13 protein-coding genes and 1 tRNA gene are annotated in these 20,373 nt (G+C 58.7%); 5 read left to right on the top strand and 9 right to left on the bottom strand.

What is annotated here, in order from left to right:
* Positions 1-81 precede the first annotated feature (81 nt).
* From ACTIE1_RS01110 to rnd, 4 genes are all read right to left on the bottom strand, one after another.
* Positions 82-321 carry a sulfurtransferase TusA family protein gene (locus ACTIE1_RS01110; RefSeq protein WP_439560220.1) on the bottom strand — a complete coding sequence of 80 codons (240 nt, stop codon included), beginning with the start codon at positions 319-321 and terminating at the stop codon, positions 82-84.
* Positions 318-569, bottom strand: coding sequence for a hypothetical protein (locus tag ACTIE1_RS01105; protein WP_439560221.1), 252 nt, complete (start codon positions 567-569; stop codon positions 318-320). The genes ACTIE1_RS01110 and ACTIE1_RS01105 overlap by 4 nt, the downstream gene beginning before the upstream one ends.
* Positions 553-3,372: a bifunctional [glutamate--ammonia ligase]-adenylyl-L-tyrosine phosphorylase/[glutamate--ammonia-ligase] adenylyltransferase gene (gene glnE, locus ACTIE1_RS01100; protein ID WP_439560222.1), complete on the bottom strand. Its 2,820-nt coding sequence runs from the start codon at positions 3,370-3,372 to the stop codon at positions 553-555. The genes ACTIE1_RS01105 and glnE overlap by 17 nt, the downstream gene beginning before the upstream one ends.
* A gap of 127 nt (positions 3,373-3,499) precedes the next feature.
* Positions 3,500-4,666 carry a ribonuclease D gene (rnd, locus tag ACTIE1_RS01095; protein ID WP_439560223.1) on the bottom strand — a complete coding sequence of 389 codons (1,167 nt, stop codon included), beginning with the start codon at positions 4,664-4,666 and terminating at the stop codon, positions 3,500-3,502.
* A 151-nt stretch (positions 4,667-4,817) separates the two neighbouring features.
* Between rnd and ACTIE1_RS01090 the strand changes: the two genes are divergently transcribed.
* The 4 genes from ACTIE1_RS01090 to ACTIE1_RS01075 all read left to right on the top strand — a co-directional run bounded on the left by ACTIE1_RS01090 (position 4,818) and on the right by ACTIE1_RS01075 (position 7,581).
* Positions 4,818-4,894 (top strand) — tRNA-Pro (locus ACTIE1_RS01090).
* A gap of 116 nt (positions 4,895-5,010) precedes the next feature.
* A complete protein-coding gene (locus ACTIE1_RS01085; protein WP_439560224.1) occupies positions 5,011-6,015 on the top strand; it encodes an aldose epimerase family protein in 1,005 nt (334 codons plus the stop codon).
* A gap of 144 nt (positions 6,016-6,159) precedes the next feature.
* Positions 6,160-6,417, top strand: coding sequence for a PepSY domain-containing protein (locus ACTIE1_RS01080; RefSeq protein ID WP_439560225.1), 258 nt, complete (start codon positions 6,160-6,162; stop codon positions 6,415-6,417).
* Positions 6,418-6,867: 450 nt separating this feature from the next.
* Positions 6,868-7,581: a response regulator transcription factor gene (locus ACTIE1_RS01075; protein WP_439560226.1), complete on the top strand. Its 714-nt coding sequence runs from the start codon at positions 6,868-6,870 to the stop codon at positions 7,579-7,581.
* Positions 7,582-7,629: 48 nt separating this feature from the next.
* On the opposite strand, the gene ACTIE1_RS01070 is transcribed toward ACTIE1_RS01075, so the two are convergent.
* The 5 genes from ACTIE1_RS01070 to ACTIE1_RS01050 form a co-directional block, all read right to left on the bottom strand.
* Positions 7,630-8,241, bottom strand: a complete 612-nt coding sequence (locus ACTIE1_RS01070; protein ID WP_439560227.1) for a response regulator transcription factor — start codon at positions 8,239-8,241, stop codon at positions 7,630-7,632.
* Between the two features lie 98 nt (positions 8,242-8,339).
* The gene (locus ACTIE1_RS01065) at positions 8,340-12,065 is read right to left on the bottom strand and encodes a PAS domain-containing protein (protein WP_439560228.1); all 3,726 of its coding nucleotides are present in this window, start codon (positions 12,063-12,065) and stop codon (positions 8,340-8,342) included.
* Entirely contained in the window at positions 12,062-14,167 is a 2,106-nt protein-coding gene (locus tag ACTIE1_RS01060) for an ATP-binding protein (RefSeq protein ID WP_439560229.1), read from the bottom strand. The genes ACTIE1_RS01065 and ACTIE1_RS01060 overlap by 4 nt, the downstream gene beginning before the upstream one ends.
* 131 nt (positions 14,168-14,298) lie before the next feature.
* Positions 14,299-14,805, bottom strand: a complete 507-nt coding sequence (locus ACTIE1_RS01055; protein ID WP_439560230.1) for a molybdopterin-dependent oxidoreductase — start codon at positions 14,803-14,805, stop codon at positions 14,299-14,301.
* 128 nt (positions 14,806-14,933) lie between these two features.
* Complete coding sequence (locus ACTIE1_RS01050; RefSeq protein ID WP_439560231.1) at positions 14,934-17,198, bottom strand: response regulator; 2,265 nt, start codon at positions 17,196-17,198, stop codon at positions 14,934-14,936.
* Between the two features lie 319 nt (positions 17,199-17,517).
* Between ACTIE1_RS01050 and uvrA the strand changes: the two genes are divergently transcribed.
* On the top strand, positions 17,518-20,370 hold the full coding sequence (uvrA, locus tag ACTIE1_RS01045) for an excinuclease ABC subunit UvrA (RefSeq protein ID WP_439560232.1): 2,853 nt from the start codon (positions 17,518-17,520) through the stop codon (positions 20,368-20,370).
* Positions 20,371-20,373: the final 3 nt, after the last annotated feature.

The raw sequence follows: 20,373 nt of genomic DNA, 5'->3' as shown, positions 1-20,373 counted from the left end.
GCGCCAGCACGCGGGCGGCCTTGATGCAAGTGGGTAAACAAGATTGCATCAGGCCAGCATCCGCAGCAGGATTCGCCACATTCAACGGCAGCGAATAAAATAGGCGGTTGCCGCGCCGGTGCTTTCCGAATGCATCAGGCAATGGCCTGATTGCTGGCAGAAATGCGGAATATCAATCACCGCTGCCGGATCAGAGGCAAGCACCCGTAATACCTGACCCGGTTGCATCTGTTGCAACCGCTTTCGCGCCTTCAGCACCGGCAGCGGACACAGCAGGCCAACTGCATCAACCTCCAGATCCGCGACAATCGAACCTGTCATTTGCCGCGCCCCTTGCGTGGGCGTGGCGGGCGGGGTGTCAGCCCTTCTTGCAACAATGCGGTCATAGGGTGATCGGGCGCATCATTGCCATATTGGTCCAGCATTGCACGCAAGGCCAGCACGGGGTCCTGACCGGCAGGCAGGCTTAGCGCCCAATCTATCAGGATCGAGCGGCACTCCCCCATACTGATCCCCTCGATCCGGTAGCTTTCGCGGATCAGCCCCTTCGGGTCATGCATCTGTGTCATTTCTGGCCTTACCCTGCTTTTCATGATCTTGCGGGAAGATCATATCTATCACTGTTTCAGACATCGTGCACATTTCTTTCAGCCTGTCCGCCAAGACCGTCACAGTTTCACACCCGACAGAATTCAGGATGAATTTTTGCCCGCCGCGGCCAAGATCGGCAATATCGGAAATCTGGTCGGCCAGTTGCCGCCCCGTGGCCTGCATTGTCCAGCACAAACGATACGCCGCCAGCAAACGCGCTTCGTCCTTGTCGGTGATGACGCCAGCCTTCACACCGGCGCGCAACTGCTGCTCGACGCGGCGGCCATGGTGGCCCGCAGCAAGCGCGCAGAACTGCGCCGCCAGTTCGATATCCATCAACCGGCCCGGACCGGCCTTCGCATCCCAAAGGCCGTGGGCGGGCTTGGCCTCGGACAATCTGGCGCGCATATCGGCCACGTCCTTGCGGATATGCGCGCCAGTGGATTTGTCCTGCAACAGGGCACGGCGCACAGCCTCGATGCGGTCGCCAAGCGCCACCGCGCCAGCAACCCGCCGCGCCCGCGTCAGCGCCAGATGTTCCCATGTCCATGCATCATTGAACTGATAGTCACGAAACGCTGTCAGACTAGTGGCAACAGGGCCTTGCCTGCCGGACGGGCGCAGCCGCATGTCCACCTCGTACAGGCGCCCTTCGGCAGTGGGCGCGCTGATCGCTGTCAGGAATGCCTTGGTCAGACGTGCATAATAGCTGCGCGTATCCAGCGGGCGCGGGCCGTCCGAATTGTCCGACGGGTCGGCATCATAAATCACGATAAGGTCCAGATCGGATGCCGCATTCAACCGCCCCGCACCAAGTGACCCCATACCCAGCACAACCGCGCCCTGTCCGGGTGGCGGGCCGTGCTTGCGTGAAAACTCTGCCACCACCACCGGCCATAAGGCCGCCAGCGTGGCCTCTGCCAGCGATGCATATTCCACGCCTGCCTCGAACGCGTCGATCAATCCGCGCAGATGATGCACGCCCACCTTGAAATGCCATTCCCGCGCCCAGACACGCGCAGCGTCCAGCTGGCGTTCATAATCATCCAATTCCGCAAGACGGTCGGCCAGATCACGTTGCAGCGCGGTCGTTCCCGGCCAGGGCGCAAAGAACCCGCCGCCAATCACAGCATCGAACACCGCCGCATTGCGCGACAGATAGCTTGCCAGTCGCGGTGATGTCGCGCAGATATCGACGATAAGATCGATCAATTGGGGGTTGGCCTCGAACAGGGCGAAAAGCTGCACACCCGCAGGCAAGCCGCCCAGAAAACGGTCGAACTGGACCAGTGCCGCCTCCGGGTCTGCGGCATCTTGCAGCCGCGTCAGCAGCGCGGGGCGCACGCGCTTGAACAACTCTTTCGCGCGCTCGGAGCGCAGGGCGGCATAGCTGCGCCAGCCGTCGATAATGTCTTGCTGCGCGTCCGACAGGTCGGGCTCATCCAGATCAGGGGGCGTGTCTGATGCAAAAAAGCCTTCGGTCAGGTCAGCCACATCGCGCAACCTGTGCAGCAGATGGTCGCGAAACACCTGCGTATCCTCCAGCCCCGTGAACCGCGCAATCCTGTCCATTCCGTCCGCGCTGGTGGGCAGTTTCTGGGTCTGGGCGTCCTGCACCATTTGCAGGCGGTGCTCAATCTCGCGGTGCTCAACATAATGGGCCGTCAGTTTTTCAGCCACATCTGCGGGAATCCAGCCCTTGGCGGCCAGCGCAGCCAATCCGTCAACAGTGCGCGAGCAGCGCAAGTCGGGATCGCGCCCGCCTGCAATCAACTGGCGTGTCTGGGTGAAAAACTCGATCTCTCGGATGCCGCCCTGCCCCAGTTTTATGTCATGCCCTTCCAGACACAGCGCACCGCCCAGCCCCTTATGCGCCTTGATGCGCAGGCGCATGTCATGCGCATCCTGAATGGCCGCGAAATCCAGATGCCTGCGCCACACGAAGGGGCGCAGCGTTTCCAGAAACCGCCCCCCTGCGGCCAGATCACCGGCACAGGGCCGCGCCTTGATATACGCGGCGCGTTCCCATGTCCGCCCAAGACTTTCGTAATAGCGTTCCGCCGCATCCATCGACAGGCACACCGGCGTGACTGACGGGTCGGGGCGCAGGCGCAGATCGGTGCGGAACACATAGCCTTCGTCCGTATGGTCGGACAGCAGCCCGCACAGCTTGCGCGTGACACGAATGAAGCTGGCGCGTGCATCCAGATAATCCTGCGGACTGAAGCGCGTCTCATCAAACAGGCAGATCAGGTCGATGTCAGACGAATAATTCAGTTCGCGCGCGCCCATCTTGCCCATGGCCAGCACCACCATGCCCGCGCCTGTTGCCGCATCTTCGGGCTGCGCGCCGGGCAGTTTCTTGCGCCGGATTTCATCACTGACCAGCGCAGTCAGCGCGACATGGGTGGCGCGGTCGGCCAGATCGCTAAGCGCCCTTGTGACCTGATCCAGCGACCACACACCGCCCAGATCGGCCAGCGCTGCCAGCAGCGCAACCCGCCGTTTGGCCTGCCGCAAGCGCGCAGACATGTCGGCCAGCGCAAGACCGTCCAGCGCATCCAGTTCGGTTTGCAAATAATCCCAAGGGTCATTATCAAACGCAGCCACCATCCAGTCGCGTTCGCGCGTCATCAGTGTTTTCAGATAGGGGCTGCACCCTGCCGCACCGGCAACCAGACCGGATTGCGCGTCGGACAGATCGGAAAACAGCGCGCGCGCCTCTTGACCGGCGGCGCGGTCGAAGGGAATCGGCGATCGGATGATTGGCCAGGGCTTCATTACCCGAACATGCCCCTGGTCCGGCACAAGGTCAATTCCAGCCCCCCTGAATTACGGCGCTCACGCGCCAGTCGCATATCCGGCAACCGGCGATGCACTGCCAATCCCGCGTTTACCAATCCCGCGTCTACAGCTCGAATACATTGACCTTGTCACCCTTCACCGCAAGCCCGACCTGCCCGTCGCACAGGCGCAGCGCATCTGCGCCAAACACCTCGGCGCGCCAGCCGACCAGTGCGGGAATGTCGCGAAACCCTGCGGCCAGCGCATCAAGATCAGACGCCGACGCAATCAGCTTCGCCGCGACATCCGTGCTGTCGGATTTGGCCTTCAGCAGCACGCGCAACAAATCGGCAAGGGCCGGATTTACCTGCATATTCTCGCGCACAGTCTGGGGTTGCGGGAAATCTGCGGGATCACAGGCCATACCACGCGCAACAGATTCCAGAATGCCCTTGGCAATATCACCTTTGCGGGCCTCGCGCATCAGCAGGCGCGTGCGCGACAAGTCATCGGGAACAACAGGCTTGACAGAGGCCAATTCCAGCAGCGCATCATCCTTGAACACCCGCGACCGCGGCACATTGCGCCCTTGCGCATACGCCTCTCGGAAGCTGGCCAGTTCACGCACGATTGCCAGAAAACGCCCTGAATCGTTTCGGGTGCGCACGCGCATCCATGCCTCATGGGGGCGCTGGATATAGGTTTCGGGATCGGACAGGGTTTGCAATTCTTCCGCGACCCAAGGTGCACGCCCCGTGGCCTGAAGTTTCTGCGCCAGCTTTTCATAAACAACCCGAAGATGCGTGACATCGGCAAGGGCATATTTCAACTGTGCCTCGGACAACGGGCGGCGCGACCAGTCTGTGAAACGTGACGTCTTGTCGACCTGACCCTTGGCCAGCTTGCGCACCAGCGTTTCATAGCCGACCTGATCGCCGAACCCGCACACCATCGCGGCGACCTGCGTGTCGAACAAGGGCGTAGGCAACACGCCCCCGTCAATAAAGAATATCTCAAGGTCCTGACGGGCGGCATGCAGCACCTTGATGGTGCTTTCATCGCACAGCAACTCGTAAAACGGCTCCAACGACAAGCCCTCGGCCAGCGGGTCAATCAGCACCGCAGGCCCGGATGCCGGCCCGTCCGCGCCGGGAAGGGCCATTTGCAGCAAACACAGCTGCGCATAATAGGTGCGCTCGCGCAGAAACTCCGTATCCACGGTAACATAGGGCGCAGCGCGCGCCGCCGCACAGAATTCGGCAAGCGCCGGTGTTGTTGTAATAAGCTGCATCAGCCTGCCATATCCGTTTTTTTACAGGTTACTCATAGGCAAAAACCCATGCCTTGGAAAGCCCTTGGGCACCTGTGTTGATTGTCTGCATTTTCCACCGCAACGCCCCCTTGTCAAAACCGCCGACCAACCGTATACGCACGCCATTGGACGGAGTGTAGCGCAGCCTGGTAGCGCACCTGCTTCGGGAGCAGGGGGTCGGAGGTTCGAATCCTCTCACTCCGACCAATCATTTCATCACTCACATCCCACAGTGAATTCGCAGCCGTGGATGGGCGTTTGCGCCCGAATTTCATTGGTGTTAGCGTCTGTCATTCATCAAGATATGGCGAAAGGCACAGTCAATGTCCCATCCTGCGCGCAACGTGTTCGGTCACCTTCCTGACGGGCGGACCATTGAACAGATCACTTTGCGCGGTGGCGCAATGGTGGCGCAGGTGCTGACGCTTGGGGCCATTGTGCAAGACCTGCGGCTTGACGGGACGCCGCACCCTTTGGTCCTTGGGGCCGAGGCGGCCGCCCCCTATCTGGGCAATATGCGTTTTTTCGGTGCGATCGTGGGGCGGTTCGCAAACCGCATTGCAGGTGGGAAATTTGACCTGAATGGCCAGACCTACCACATTCCGCATAACAGTCCCGGCGGGCATGCCTTGCATGGCGGGCCGGTTGGGGCCTCGCAAAAACTGTGGCAGGTCAAACAGCAAACCAGCGCCAGTGTGACCCTGTGCCTGCGCTTGCCGGACGGGGATATGGGATTTCCGGGCAATATGGATGTTTGCGTGACGATATCGCTGCCCGAAACCGGCGTGTTACAGTTCGAGATTGACGCTGCCACAGACCGCGCGACACCGTGCAGTTTTGCGCATCATGGGTATTTCATTCTTGATGACACGGGAACACTGGCGCAGCATGATCTGCAAATCGCGGCCGATCACTACTTGCCTGTTGACGATGCGCTTATTCCAACGGGTGACATTGCCGCTGTCGCAGGCGGGCCGTTCGACTTTACCGCCCCGCGCCCCCTGTCCGGTGTGGCGCTGGACCATAATTTCTGCCTGTCGCGCGAACGCGTGCCCCTGCGCCCCGTTGCAACCCTGCGCAGCGCGGCATCGGGCCTGTCGATGCGTATGGACAGCACCGAACCAGGGCTTCAGGTCTACACCGGTTCCCAAATCCCGACCGAAGGACTGGACGGGCTGGACGGGCGGCGCTATGGGCCATTTTCCGGTATCGCGCTGGAAGCGCAGGCATGGCCGGATGCACCCAACCGCCCCGCATTCCCGCCAGCGATCCTGACCCCGGACGCCCGATACAGACAATGCACGCGCTACATTTTTTCCAAGCCCTAGGGGCGGGGCATGCGCAGGGCTGGACAGATCAACTTCGATAAGGGGGATGGCAGAAACCCGCGCATTGCGGAATTCAGTCAAGCCGCGGCATTGAAGGCTGGCGCATATTACATACCTGCATGCCATAACATGCAGGAGTGACGTATGAAATTGCGCTATATTTTCCCCGTTGCATTGGCCATGAGTGCGGGTGCCGCATGTGCCGACAGCCCCCCGCCAAAGCAAGCCCTGCCGCTGTCGGAAATTGTCACAAAGCTGGAAAGCCAATACGATATTGCATGGATCGACGAGATAGAATGGGATGATGACGGGTATTGGGAGGTCGAATTCTATGCCCGCGATGGCAGCAAGGTTGAAGTGAAAATCGATCCTGTGACCGGACAGCCCCATATGCACCCGTAAACGCGACCCCGATCATGCTTCGCGCGGGGACACGACATGACCGATCTGCCAATGACAGGCCCACCCTGTTTGAACGCATGATGCAGCGCCAGAACCCAAAAGCAGCCTCATGACGTAACCCGGACCGGCAGTCACAGACCTTTTGAGACAAGGTGCGCGACCGTGATTTTCGGTGCGCAGAACCGATTCGGGGTGGCCTGCCAAAACTGGCGAGCCGTCACGAATAAGGCTGAAATGTGGCGAAAAATGGCGAAATTATGGCAGAACTTTCGTTTCAAGTCATACACTTCGCCGGTTTCTTCGTAGCCCACCTACCCGTTCGGGTAGGGCCTTTCCCATACGGGTAGCGCGGCCGTTTTGTTGCCACATTTTTTATCCTCTTTCCCTTTTGAGAAAATTTGCACGATGCGTCACAGTTAAGAGAGGGTGAACTGCCAATGGAGAATTAAGATGAAAGTCCTTATCGTAGAAGATGATGGTTTGATGGCGCAGACCATTGCGGCCTTGTTGGGTCAACGAAAATTCAATGCGACAATTGTGTCCGATGGCCGGTCCGCGTTGGAAATGATGGAGTTGTATCCGTTTGACGCGGTTTTGCTGGACATGCGGTTGAAGCGTGAAACCGGACTGGACGTCCTGCGCGAGGCGCGCCGCAAGGGCATAACCTATCCGATTCTGGTGCTGTCGGGCGATATGGAGATCCAGACAAAGGTTGCCGCATTGGGTGCCGGCGCGGATGATTATGTCACCAAACCCTTCAAGATTGATGAACTTAGCGCCAGAATTCTGGCGGTGGTGCGCCGCACGAACGGGCATATCAATACCAAGGTCACAATCGGCGATCTGGTCATCGATCTTGATACACGCACAGCTACGGCCCACGGGAAAATGCTGACGCTGACCAGCAAGGAATATGATATTCTTGAAACGCTGGCCCTGCGCAAGGGAAGAACCCTAAGCAAGGACATGCTGATGAGCCAGCTTTATGGCGGCGTGGATGAACCCAGCATCAAGATCATCGATGTTTTCATCTGCAAGCTGCGCAAGAAACTGTCCGATGCGCTGGATGGAAACTGTCCGATCCAGACTGTCTGGGGCCGCGGCTATCTGATGAAGGACCCTGCCGAGTCAACGACTTCGGAAGACTATGCTATGTCCGCATAACTGTTGGGCATCGCCCAACGGGCGAATATCTGCACGTTCCGGCAGACCCTAATTAAACCCAAGGTCGCGCGCAATCATCGCGGCCTGGGTCCTGTTTGCCACGCCAAGGTGACGATAGATCGTCTTGACATGCAGCTTCACAGTGGCCTCGGAAATTGACAGATCAAGTCCGATTTCCTTATTGGATTTCCCGTCACACAGCCCGCGCAAAACCTGCGCTTCGCGGCGGCTCAGGTCTTGGAGCACCGGATCGGTGCGCGTATCGACGTCTTGCAGGAAACCTGCCGGCATGTAGGTTTCGCCCATCAACATGAAGGCAACCGCATTTCGCAAGGATTTTGCAGGCAATGTCTTCGGGACAAAGCCCGCGGCCCCTGCCTCAAGCGCTTCTGCGATAACGGATCTGGGCGCATCGCCTGACATAAGGGCCACACGGCCCGCACGATCATGTTCCAGCGCGTCCTTCAGTCCGTTCAGCCCGCTCATTCCCGGCATCCGGTAATCCAGCAACAGCAGGTCATACCGTTCCTGTTGTTCCATCAGATCGACAGCAGCGGCGTAACTGCTTGCGCCGTCAACTGTCATCTCACCGGTGCTGGACAAGAACATGACAAGGGTATCACGCAACAGATCATGGTCATCAGCGATCAGAATAGGCATACGCTCCCCCAGTCCTTCGTGATACATGCGCAATGCGAGGTCCGCAGTCGCACCGTTCATCCGAAACATAATAGTTCAAATTATAACTCAACACATGTTTATGATTTCAACAATTGCATAATTGCCGACAAAAGCCTGGAATTATCCGCTGGCGTCTGCAGAACCACGCCGATTCCACCGTCATCAAGGACAGAAGCACCCTCATCTGCCAGCACAACGGCAGGCAGATCAGCCCTTGATGCATGACTGGATGCGATGATCTTGCGGGCCGCGTTTTCCCGAATGCCGCCATCCAAAAGCACCATATCCCAGCTGCCAATCTCGGCCAGAAGGAACTCTTCTGCATCGAGGGCGCTGTCACACGGCACCACCAAACCCCCCGCAGCCTCTAGCAGGCCGGTCAGGCTGCGCAATTTCTGCACGTCTTCGGAAATAACCAGAAATGATGCCCCATTCAGCCCATGTGGTTGTGCACGATCACGGTCTGCACCATCTGCGGTCTGGACCGGCCACATGATGGTGAAGACCGTGCCCTGCCCTGGCGCAGTATCGAGGCGCAGCGCGCCGCCATGGTCCGTTATGGCCCCGACAACGATAGGCAAACCCAAACCCGTGCCACGTTCCCCTTTCGTCGAAAAATAGGGGGTAAAGATATTCGCGCGCGTTTCGGCATCCATACCCGGCCCGTCATCGGACACCTGAATTTTCGCGTATTCCAGACCGCCCTGACAGGTGCCGATGTCAAACGCCTGATCGGCATCATCACATGTGGCGGGCATCACTGTGACCGATATCGTCCCATCGGTGCCGTCATCAGTCGCTGACGTGATCGCATCGCGCGCATTGATGCACAGGTTCAGAATGGCCTGCATCACCGCCGTCTGGTCAACCATGCACAACACCGGTTCCGGTGGCACGGACAGATTCAGCTGAACGGGCGGGCGCAAACCCGCACGGACAAGATCAATGGCGTCCTGAACGGGGTCGCGCAGGTCTATGCTGCACTTCTCAACTTTCTTTTTGCCCAAAGCCATCATGCGCCGCACCAGTCCCGAAGCCTGCTCAACTGCGGAGCCGATATTCTCGGCCAAGGCGCGACTGTCGGCTGCGCCCGTCTCCTCGATCAGGCTGGCTGCGCCGGAAATAGCCGCCAGAAGATTGTTGAAATCATGCGTCAATCCCGCAGCAATCTGTCCAACCTCCTCGCGGCGGCGGGCAAGCGCCAGTTCCTCGCGCAGGCGTTCCTGTTCCGCGTCCGTACGCAATTTTTCGGTGATATCGCGCAAAATGCACAGAATGCCGCCGTCACTGGCGCGGGTTGCGGAAATTTCCACATCGCGCACAGTGTCATCACCGCGCCGGACGGCGGCCTGCCCTTGCCAGAACCCGTCTGTAACGAAGGCTGGAACAGCAAGCTGGTCCAAGGGTTCGCCGGTCCTGCTGGAAATCAGGTCACGCCATTGTCTGCCCAGAACCAGATCGGGCGTTGAATGGTCGAATATTTTCGCCGCCGCCGCGTTCGCATATGTGACAACGCCTTCTTCGGTAAGCAGCGCAATTCCATCGCGAGAGGCGTCCATGGCGCGCGCACGATCAGACAACGCACGCAGTTCGGCATCTTTCAGGTCGGTAATGTCGGACAACATGGCGATGCGACCGCCATCAGGCGTTGGTTGCTGGATGTAGCGATACCAGCGCCCGCCGCGCTGCATCACGTCGGATTCGGTATATCGAAGGTGGAATCCCCGCAGCTGGGCCGCGATCCACGCCTGTTTATCCGGTGCGTCCTGCGCGAAACAGCCGGTTTCCACGCCCGCGGCCAGAATATCGGACAAACTGGTCCCCGGCACCAGCACCGTCCGAAGTTCGCGGAACAAGTCGCGATACTTGTCGTTGCACAATACCAGCTTCTGATCGGCATCATACTGGATGAACGCATCCTGCATGATGGCGACCGCTGTTTTCAGCTGCGAACGGGCCGCTTGTTCCGCTTTCAGCGCGGATTCCAGATTGCGCGCGTGAATGCGGTACTCCGTCAGGTCCGTCTGCACCGACATGAACCCTGTCAGGTCACCGGCTGCATCGAAAATCGGCTGGATCGCCAGTTCCACCCAGTATAATTCGCCGGATTTGGTACGGTTCAATATCTCGCATGTTATGGCGCATTCCGACGCAAGCGCCTTCCGGATTTTCGCAATGGTGGTCTGATCGGTCAGCGGCGATTGCAGGAATTCCCCCGGCTTCATGCCTGCCACATCGGCAAGCCGGTAGCCTGTGCGCTTCTCGAATGCGGGGTTGGTCCATTCGATCCGCCCTGCCGCATCCGTGATGACCACAAGGTTGGTTGTGTTCATTGCAATCTGTCCAAGGCGCTCAATCTCAAGGCGCTGGATATGCGAGTCTGTAATATCGCGCACCACGGCAACATAACCGCCGCCACGCCCGTCAATGCCATCAGGCCTGCGCGCGGCGGACACGGAATACCAGTATTGCCGCCCCCCGATGTCAAGCGAGCACTGATAGCCGGTAACCATTTGCTTGTCTTGCAATTCCAGCCGGATCTGGGCGGCAAGGGCACCGAAATGCGCAGGTAGACATTCCTGCAACTGCTTGCCCAGAAGCGTATCCAGAACAATCGGCAGGTTCATCTGGTTGTTCACATGATACCCAGTAACCCGCAAATCCTTGTCAAATTCCAGCAAGACATCAGGCAACACGCTTAATGTTGCGCGCAACTTCTGTCGTTCCAGCTCCTTCTGGCGCAGCGCATCGTCAACCTCGGCCTCTGTCTTGCGGCGCATCAACAATGTTGCGATGACATTCGCCACGGATTTCAACAAATGGATTTCACCGCGCAGGAACGCGCGCTTCTGGCGCACAGCGTCATAGCCCACGAACCCCAGAACGCGCCCGTCATGTTGCAATGGCACCGACAACAGCGATTTGATGCCCTGCGCTTGCAAGGTGATGCGCAACTCATCACCTTCGGGAAGCGCCAGAACATCCGGAATATAGACATGTCCATCGGCCTTGAACCCTTGCCACCAAGGGTCTGCAACCTTGGCCGGAATGTCCTGAAGCTGCTCCATTGCCGTGTCTATGCCAGCGGCACACCATTCATGGGTATTTGAAATCTGGTCGGGCGCGGTTTCCTGAAACACATAGGTCCGGTCTGAACCGCAAAACTGGCCCATCCGCAGCAGTGCGGCATCAATGGTCGTGTCCAGATCGGCCAAGGGCGCCGCCAGCAGGCTGTCAATCAACTCGACACTCAGCGCCTGAGCCTCGGTCAGGCGGTGCAGCGCTACACCCAGAATATCGCGCGCGCCCTTTTCCCATGGCGGCCCAATCGGGGTTCCCAGAAACGCAGTGTCCTTCAGCGAGGACAGCATGACACTGCGTTTCACCTCTGCCTGACGCGCAACGGCCAGATCAAGCAAGGCAGTCACATCTTTCAGGGCCTTGCGGCCTGTATCGGAAAGCGACCCAATGCCCGGCATGTCAACAAGAACAGCAAGCGGCTGAACGGTATCATCAAGCCCCCTGACGATGGCCGTGAATTTTCCGGCAGGCAACGGGTTTCCCGCCCATAGCATCAGGCTGTCAATCGCATCCAGATCAGCCTCATAGGCGCTGTCGGATGCACATAGGCACACAAGCGCTTCCCCTTGCAGCGCCATCAACGCACATGATCTTGCCCCGATCACATGCGACAGATCGGTCAACAGATCAACAACCGGCGATAGCGTGCCGTGCTGCGCACGCGACGCCTGCAAAAAACGCGACATGGCATCAGGCCAGTTCTTGCGGAAACCTTTGGTCATGCCACCTCTGCTCGGATCAAGGCGCGCCGCGCAAGTTTGACATCATCGCGGGCCAGTTCCAGCAAATGGTCCATCTGCGCCCCCTGCAATGGCAATGAACCGCGGATTGTCTGCGCATAAGTGCCCGAACGCATCATGCCCAAGGTCAGGGCCCCCCCTTTGAACGTGTGCAGCATGTCATCCTGTTCCACGGTATCGCCTGCGTGTAATGCAAGGCCCAGATCATGGCGCAACACATCGATATCGCTTTCGAAACGGTCCACGAGGGTCGTCACCATCTCGGTGCCCAGCGCCGCAACAAGGTCATGCAGCTGGAGGTTGGCCTCATCACCCTCAGGTGCCGGTTCGGACGGGGCAAGCGGGTCATCGCCGGACCGGGCACCGGCGGTATTCTCCGGGGTGGTGGCAGGCGCGGCTTCCGTCGCGGGGGCGAACTGTGTCAACACCGCCGCAAGGATGGCATTCGTGACGGGTTTGGGCACAAAAGCGTCCATACCGGCCGCCAGACATGCGTCACGATCCTCGGAGAAGGCATTGGCGGTAACCCCGATGATCGGCACCGCCACCCCGTCCGCGCGAAGCTGGCGCGTCGCCTCTACGCCATCCATGATTGGCATCTGCATATCCATCAACACAATATCGGGCCGGGCATTGCGCAGGAACGCGACAGCTTCCTGGCCATTGCGCGCCTCCGAGCACCGATGCCCCAAATTCTCTAGTATTCCTTTCATCACCTCAAGGTTGATCTCGTTATCCTCTGCAATCAGGACATGTAGCGGTGCGTTTGAAACTGCCGTTTTTGCCGGAACCAGACTGGTATCTGGCAGGCGCTCGGCCTCCGTGAGTCTGCGGGCGGGTATTTCGAACCAGAACAGGCTGCCTTTGCCCAATTCACTTTGCACGCCAATCTTGCCCTGCATGCCGTCGACAATGCGCTTGCAGATCGCCAGCCCCAGCCCGCTGCCCCCGTATTTTCGGGAAAAAGACCCGTCAAGCTGGCTGAATTCCCGAAACAGGCGCGGCAGATCATCTTCTGAAATACCGATACCATCATCCTCAACCTCGATCCGCAGGACAGAATCGTCCTGCAACTCTCCACGAATCCGAACCCGTCCGGCCGGTGTGAATTTTATTGCATTGCCGACAAGGTTGATAAGCACCTGCCGCACGCGCGTATCGTCCGTCCGGACAATTCCGGACGGCAGATCCACGTCAAGCACCAACCCCGCGTCCTGCGCCTGATCGCCGAATGCCTGAATAATCAACGCGCGCAGGTCATCGAGATCCAGTTCCGAGGCCCGCCCCTCGAATGCGCCAGCTTCCAGTTTCGAGAAATCCAGAATTCCGTCGATCAGGTCGCGCAACAATGCCGCCGATGCGCGGATTGTGTCCAGCCGGCGCATATGCTTGTCCGGCATCGACGCCAGCGACAACAAATCGGCCGATCCGATAATCCCGTTCAGCGGCGTTCGTATTTCATGGCTCATGGTTGCAAGGAAGGCCGATTTGGCGCGGCTTGCAGCTTGCGCGCGCAATGTTTGCCTGCGACTGCGTTCCTGCAACAGGGCCATATGCCGGTTGGACCTGCCGATCCTGCGCAACTGCATCATAAGCAGTGCAAAAATACCCAAAAAGGCAACGATCAGCACCAGCGCGAGATAGGCAAGCTGGTCCTGAATTTCCCGCCGGACGGCACGATCCTCCACCCGCAAGGCATTGATGGCAGCGTTGGTTCCCAGCACAATATCATTCGAGAGGCGGGCATGCTGTTGCAATTCCGTGGCCAGAACAGTGATGTCATCCAGATAGGCGGGTGCATTCGGATCAAGGGCATCAATGCGCGGCGCAAGGCCCAGCACCATATCGTTGAAAGAGCTGACCTGCTGCGACAGCGTTTCATCGCCACTAAGGTCAAGGAAAAACGTCCCCCCCCGCATCAGGCCGACACGGCTGTAGAGAATGTCATAATTATGCACGAAGCGGTGATGCAGCCCCGCATCGCGCGTCTCGACAATGACGAAAGCAAGGTTTTCCAACTGGCGCAAATGCCGGTCGGACTGGAAGATTGCCCACATCGCATCCTCGCGCACCACAGAATCCATTTCGCGTTCTGTATCCAGAAGCCGCGAAAACAGCATCCACGCAGCAAGGACGCTAAGAAGTGCAACAACACTTAGAATTACGACGCCAACACGATCGCGCCAAGGGCTCGATTGTTGGCGTCGCGGGAATTTCAAGGCAGCACCTGAATCTCTTTTACCTGCCAGACCGAACGGCCATAGAACACTTCGTTGCGCAGGTCGGGAACGTCATTGAACGGATAGATCACGAACAGCGGCCCCTTGTCACGCACCGACATTGTATCGCCATTCTGCCGAGTGGCGAGGATGACATCATAGGTTTCGATATCTTCCCAAGGCATATTCGCGGCATAGTCATTGATGGCCACGAAACGCAGTTCCGCGCCTTGCGCCCCCACTGCCGCCATCAGGTCCACAATCCGCGGGCCCGTGAATTGTTGCGGCCCTTCATGCCATGGGGTTTCCACATCGACGACATGCTGCTCCAGCCCTTCGATCATCGCAAGATCGAAGCGCGCGGCACCATCATGGGACGCCGCGACCTGTCCGGTCACTTCCAGAATGACCGGCCCTTGTGGTTCCGGAAGGGATTGCGCGGCAGCGGCACTGGCGAAAACCATCAAAAAGAGTGGAAAAACAAAACGGTTCAACAGGGTCATTCATCAAATCCTTGCACATGTTGTCTCGAACACCTGCCTGCAATCCGTGCACAGACAGACCATATTCATCTGTGCCATTAGAAACTTAACCAAATCTAAACCAAGTTTCTTTTTCTGCACAGGGGGCACTATGCGTGATGCAAAATTTCACGCAAAGCCGTGGTCAGCGTGGCACGGGTGAAGGGCTTGCCCACGCAGCCGTCAAAACCGACATTCCTGTAATGGGCAACTTGTTCAGGCATCGCATTCGCCGTGACAGCAAGCGCCGGAACAGGGGGCAAGGCGCGCAGCGCCTCGCGTTGCCGGACGCTGCGCATCACATCGGTGCCCGCCACTTCGGGCATGTTTATGTCAAGCAGCAACAAATCAAAACGCTGCGCCTGCCACATTCCAAGGGCTTCGTGACCATCAACGCACAAGGTGACATCGGCCCCCATCTTGCGCAGCATCACATCCAGAATCTTGCGGTTGGCGCGGTTGTCATCAGCAACAAGAATATGCTGCCCGCTGAGATCAAGGTCAGCATCATCGTCTTGCGCAATATCAACCACCGGCAGGGGCACGTCCAGAATTGCCGTTGTGCCCTGACCATATACCGAGTCCAGTTGCAGACTGCCGTTCATGGCCGTGCACAGCCACCGCGCAATACTTAACCCAAGTCCACTGCCACCATAGCGGCGCGCGGTTCCGTCATCGGTTTGCACAAAGGGCTGGAATGACGCTTCCACTTCTTCCGCCCTCATTCCGATGCCGGTATCCGCCACCCTCAGGACCAGCCGGTCGGGCGCTGACAGGTCGAGGGTGACATTCACCCGCCCCTGCGGGGTGAATTTTACCGCATTCGACATAAGATGATGAATGATCTGGCGCAGGCGCGGTCCATCACCCGAACGCAGGCCCCGCGTTTCGCCTGTGATCTGGCACATGAATTCCAGCCCCTTGACCTGCGCGTCCTGCCGGTGAATGCGCATGACCCTTTCCAGCGCCTCCACCGGGTCGAATTTGACGGAGTTCAGCGCAAGTGTTCCGCTTTCCATGATCGCCACATCCAGCAGATTGCCCAGCACATCCGACAAGTTCATCGCCGCATCGGTGATCATACGAAGATTCCCGCGCTGTTCTGTGTCGGAAATGTCGCGCATCAACAGTTCCGACATGCCCATGATCGCCGTCAAGGGCGTGCGCATTTCATGACTCATCGTCGCAAGAAAGGCGGATTTGGCGCGACTGGCCCGCGCGGCAATGTCGCGCGCCTGCGCAATGTCGCTGACGTCACTTGCATAGCCGCGATATCCCGCAAACTGCCCTTCCGGGTTTTTGAACGGGACGATATTCACCTGTACCGCGCGGATCTGACCGTTTGACAACCGGAAGGTCAGAAGCTCGTTTTCGACAGGCTTGAACGCTGGCCCGAATAACGCGCTCAGCGGCTGGTCCTTGCGGGCGGGCGCGGCGAACCGCCCCCCCAGTTGGTCAACATGCACCCCCTGCACCATCGATATCGATGCACCCAGCGCAGATGCCATTGCGTCCGACACATATGCAATGCAGCAGGCTGCATCAATCTCGAAGAACCAGGCGCCGCTGATGCGGGCAATATCACTCATCCGTGCGGCCAGCCTGTCATGGGCTGCGCGAATTTCGACCATGTCCGAAATGTCGCTAAGGGTTATGACCAAAAAACGCGCACCTGCGCCGCTGTCAGGCACAGGCCTAAGCGCTACTTGCGTCCAGGCGCGTGTGCCATCATGTTGGATCAACTCTATGCTGCAGGCACCCGCATGGCGTGACGCGATTGCCGCCTCCAGATCTTCCATGGCCGGCGATCGCCCGTCTTCGTGAAACAGAACATGCGGCCCCTGGCCAAGAATGTCACCAAGGGCGCGCCCACAAAATCTGGCCAAAGCGTCACTGGCAAACAGGATGGGCGCATCGGGTTTTCTGGCATCGGCAACGGCAATACAGGTGCCTGCTGCGGAAATCACTGTTTCAAGAAGCCTCTCGCGCTCCTCCGATGTTTTTTGCGCATCGTGCAGGGCAAGCAGGTTGCGCACGCGCAGCCGGAATTCGTCAATATTCACGGGCTTTTGCAGGAAATCAGTCGCGCCCGCCTTGATTGCATCCAGACGTGTGCGCGCGTCATTGTCGCCGGTTATCATGATGATGGGCAAATGACGTGTGCGGTCATCCTCGCGCAGGATCTGGACAGCCTGTGTGCCCGTCGCATCAGGAAGGCGGTAATCGAACACCGCCAGATCGGCCCCGTCACGACAGGCCGCAATCCCGTCGGATGCACAGGTGCAGCCGATCACGCTGTATTCCGGCATCGCCGAAAGTGCCGCAGTCAGCACCTGCAAGATCATGGGATGATCTTCTACAATGACAATACGCATCGGTATCCGTGACTTGGGTTTTGTTGATGCGATCCTAATAGGAAGAACTTTACAATATATTTATGGAACACCCTGCCGAAGACATTGATTGATCGTCAGAAGTTCAACCGTTCCGGTCCACGGGCGCAGCACCTGTGCCGCCCTTGTCGCGGCAGGGTGGTTCCAGAAATCCGGCAACACATGGCACTGGCACGACGCCGTGAACCACAAAAGACGCGTTTCGCAGGAATCCGCGCCCGTTCCCCAATTGTTCCTGTTTTTCGCTTGGCGTTCCACCATCACAGGACTATGTTAACGCGAAGTGGCGTTGGGGATGCACATGGCCGAGCAGAAATTCATCGAAGTGCGCGGTGCGCGCGAACACAACCTGAAAAACATCGATGTGGATATCCCGCGCGACCAGCTTGTGGTCATCACCGGGCTGTCTGGGTCGGGCAAGTCGTCGCTGGCGTTTGACACCATTTACGCAGAAGGGCAGCGGCGCTATGTCGAAAGCCTGTCGGCCTATGCGCGCCAGTTTCTGGATATGATGCAAAAGCCCGATATGGACCATATTTCCGGCCTGTCGCCCGCGATTTCGATTGAACAAAAGACCACCAGCAAGAATCCGCGCTCCACGGTTGGCACAGTCACCGAAATATATGACTATCTGCGCTTGCTGTTTGCGCGTGCAGGCACCCCCTACAGCCCTGAAACCGGCCTGCCCATTGAGGCGCAGCAGGTGCAGGACATGGTTGACCGCATCATGGCGATGGAGGATGGCACGCGCGCCTATTTGCTGGCCCCGATCGTGCGCGACCGCAAAGGGGAATACCGCAAGGAATTTCTGGAACTGCGCAAGCAGGGGTTCCAGCGGGTCAAGGTTGACGGGCAGTTCTATGAACTGGACGAACCGCCCACCCTGGACAAGAAATTCCGCCATGACATTGATGTGGTGGTGGACAGGCTTGTCGTGCGTGCCGGTATGGAAACGCGGCTGGCCGACAGTTTGCGCACCGCCCTTGATCTGGCTGACGGAATTGCCGTGCTGGAAGAGGCGCGCGAAGATGGCGCACGCATGACGTTTTCAGAAAAATTCGCCTGTCCGGTCAGTGGCTTCACCATTTCCGAAATCGAACCACGCCTGTTTTCGTTCAACGCCCCGACAGGTGCCTGCCCTGCCTGCGACGGGTTGGGGGTGGAATTGTTTTTTGACGAACGCCTTGTCGTGCCCGACCATGCCCTGCGGTTATATGACGGCGCGATTGCGCCATGGCGCAAGGGCAAATCGCCCTACTTCCTGCAAACCATTGAATCGCTGGCCAAACATTATGAATTCGATGCCCGCGCCCCGTGGAAGGACCTGCCTGCACATGTGAAGCAGGTTTTGCTGTATGGCTCCAACGGCGAGGAACTGCCCTTCCGCTATGATGAAGGCGGGCGGGTGTATAACGTCACCCGCGCCTTTGAAGGTGTCGTGCCGAATATGGAACGGCGCTACCGCGAAACCGACAGCGCGTGGATTCGGGAAGATTTTGAACAATACCAGAACCACCGGGATTGCGGGGTCTGCGGGGGATACCGGCTGAAACCCGAAGCGCTGGCGGTCAAGATTGGCGGGCTGCATGTCGGGCAGGTCACGCAAATGTCCATCAAGGAGGCGCTGGACTGGGTCAAGGGCGTGCCCGACTCCTTAAGCGGGCAAAAAAACGAGATCGCCCGCGCTATACTTAAGGAAATCCGCGAACGTCTGGGGTTTCTGGTCAATGTGGGGCTGGATTACCTGACACTGGGGCGGCATGCGGGAACATTGTCCGGCGGGGAAAGCCAGCGCATCCGGCTGGCCAGCCAGATCGGCAGCGGGCTGACGGGTGTGCTGTATGTGCTGGATGAACCCAGCATCGGCTTGCACCAGCGCGACAATGACCGGCTGCTGGTGACATTGCGCAACCTGCGTGATCAGGGCAATTCCGTGATTGTTGTAGAGCATGACGAAGAGGCCATCCGCACCGCCGATCATGTGCTGGATTTTGGTCCCGGTGCCGGTGTGCATGGCGGGCGCGTGGTGGCCAAGGGAACGCCTGCACAGATCATGGCCGACCCCGCCAGCCTTACCGGACAATACCTGACCGGCGCGCGGCAAATTGAAGTGCCGAAAACGCGGCGCAAGGGCAATGGCAAGAAGCTGAAAGTGGTCAAGGCCAGCGGGAACAACCTGCATGATGTCACCGTGGACTTTCCCTTGGGCAAGTTCGTGTGCGTGACGGGTGTGTCGGGGGGCGGCAAATCCACCCTGACGATTGAAACGCTGTTCAAGACCGCCAGCATGCGGCTGAATGGTGCACGCCAGACACCGGCACCTTGTGAAACCATCAAGGGGCTGGAGCATCTGGACAAGGTGATTGACATCGACCAGCGCCCCATCGGTCGCACGCCACGGTCCAACCCTGCCACCTATACAGGGGCGTTCGGTCCCATCCGCGACTGGTTTGCGGGCCTGCCGGAATCAAAAGCGCGCGGCTACAAGCCGGGGCGGTTTTCCTTTAACGTCAAGGGGGGCCGCTGCGAGGCCTGTCAGGGCGATGGCGTGCTGAAAATCGAGATGAATTTCCTGCCTGATGTCTATGTCACCTGCGAGACATGCAAGGGCGCACGCTACAATCGTGAAACGCTGGAAATTCTGTTCAAAGGCAAAAGCATAGCCGACGTTCTTGATATGACAGTTGAAGAAGCGCAGGGCTTTTTTCAGGCTGTTCCATCCATTCGCGACAAGATGGATGCGCTGATGCGGGTGGGGCTGGGTTATATCAAGGTCGGCCAGCAGGCCACCACCCTGTCCGGCGGCGAGGCACAGCGCGTGAAACTGGCCAAGGAATTGTCGCGCCGCTCGACCGGGCGGACCCTCTATATTCTGGACGAACCGACAACCGGCCTGCATTTCGAGGATGTGCGAAAATTGCTGGAAGTGCTGCATGAACTGGTGGATCAGGGCAACACGGTGGTGGTGATCGAACACAATCTGGATGTGGTGAAAACCGCCGACTGGATCATCGATATCGGGCCAGAGGGCGGCGATGGCGGCGGACAGGTTGTGGCCACCGGCACCCCCGAACAGGTGGCCAAGGTCGAGGGCAGTCACACAGGGCATTATCTTGCGCCAATGCTGAAACAACGGCGGGTTGCGGCAGAATAGCGG

It is taken from the genome of Roseinatronobacter sp., from assembly GCF_051859525.1.
Classification (GTDB): Bacteria; Pseudomonadota; Alphaproteobacteria; order Rhodobacterales; family Rhodobacteraceae; genus Roseinatronobacter.
This window is presented reverse-complemented; position numbering and strand designations above follow the sequence as displayed.